Annotated in this window: 2 pseudogenes; both read right to left on the reverse strand. The window is 47.9% G+C overall.

Features of this window, described 5'->3' with window-relative positions:
• Nucleotides 1–819: pseudogene (fieF, locus tag CIK04_RS25590) on the reverse strand (CDF family cation-efflux transporter FieF); the annotation flags it as partial.
• Between the two features lie 151 nt (nt 820–970).
• Nucleotides 971–1,487: pseudogene (locus CIK04_RS25595) on the reverse strand (CpxP family protein).
• Between the last annotated feature and the right edge of the window lie 3 nt (nt 1,488–1,490).

Raw genomic sequence — 1,490 nt, forward strand, 5'->3', positions numbered from 1 at the left:
TGAATCAAAATATCAGCCTCAGGGAAACACGCCAGCAATCTTTCTTCCACTTCGTCAGCGATTTGATGCGCTTTGATCAAAGGCAAATTGTCATCCAATTCAAGATGAAGCTGAATAAAACGCGTCGGCCCSGACATTCTGGTGCGCAGTTGATGCACCCCCAGAACATTTTCCACTGCCAAACATTCGCAGCGAATTTGTTCTAGCTCTTCATCGGGCAATTTGCGATCAAGCAAGGTTTGAATCGCTTCCGTTACCATTTTGAATGCGCTGTATAAAATAAACAGACCGATGCCCACCGCAAATACTGCGTCCGCTTGGCCAATCCCATAATAGCTAAGCCCCAACGCCACCATAATGGCCGCGTTCATGAACAAGTCGCTTTGATAATGCAGAGAATCGGCTGCAATGGCTTGGCTACCCGTCTTTCTTACTACGTGCTTTTGGAATGTGACCAAAGCGAATGTCACCACCATGGCAAACAAACTGACATAAACGCCATACTCGGSMGAATTCAACTCATGGGGACGGAAGAAGCGATCAATACCGTTGAGGATCAAAAAGACCGCAGAGCCTGAAATAAACATCGCTTGAGCCAATGCGGCTAAAGATTCCGCTTTGCCATGACCAAGTGTGTCCTCATCGGCAGGTTGCAGCGCATAACGCACCACAACTAAGTTGACGACAGACGCCGCAATATCGAGGAATGAATCGATCAGCGAGGCAAGTGAAGCTCACGGAAGCCGGTCACCCACCAAGCCACTATTTTAACGTAGGAGAAGTACGAGTTGCGACTGCGGTTGCCGTCCAAGCAGCCATCTGTCACTAAACGTGCATATTGGTGTTTCATAATCATTCAATGAAAAAGCCATAGCCGCAGTATAACGCGCCAAACCATGATGAAGTATCGATACATTTAAGGCGATCCGAAGATCGCCTTTTTGCTCAAGTCAGTGGATAACGCTCATGATCAGTTTTTCGCGTGCTTTTCCATGCGTTTTTGCATTTTGTCGCCACACTCCTGCATGCGCTCGGTTTTTGCAGTTCAATCAAATTTCGCTTTTTGCTCTGGAGTCAAAATGCTCAACATTTGATGTTGTTTTTCCAGCATTTTCACACGGCGCTCTGCCTGTTTCTCCGCCATCTGTTTTGCCAGTTCATTGGCAGTGGCTTGATCGAAGTTGTCCGCCAATAACAGTGCTTGTACTTTGGCATGCTGTGCTTGGCGCTCTGCTTGATTCGCTGCGAAATTGCCTTGATGCATCTCTTTCATTGTGCACGTGCTGCCACGCATCGCATCCAACTGCTCTTTCTGCGCATCGGTCAGGTCCAATTGACGCATCATGTCCGCGTCCATCCCATGCCACATTCGCCATCCATGGCCCTTTGTGATGGCCTTTACCGCCACCAAAAGCAAAGGCGCTGGCAGTACCTAGTGTTAGTGGAAGGACAACAGTCAGCGAGTACCATTTTTTTGCAAGTTTCATAAT

Source organism: Vibrio sp. 03_296 (genome assembly GCF_002265885.1).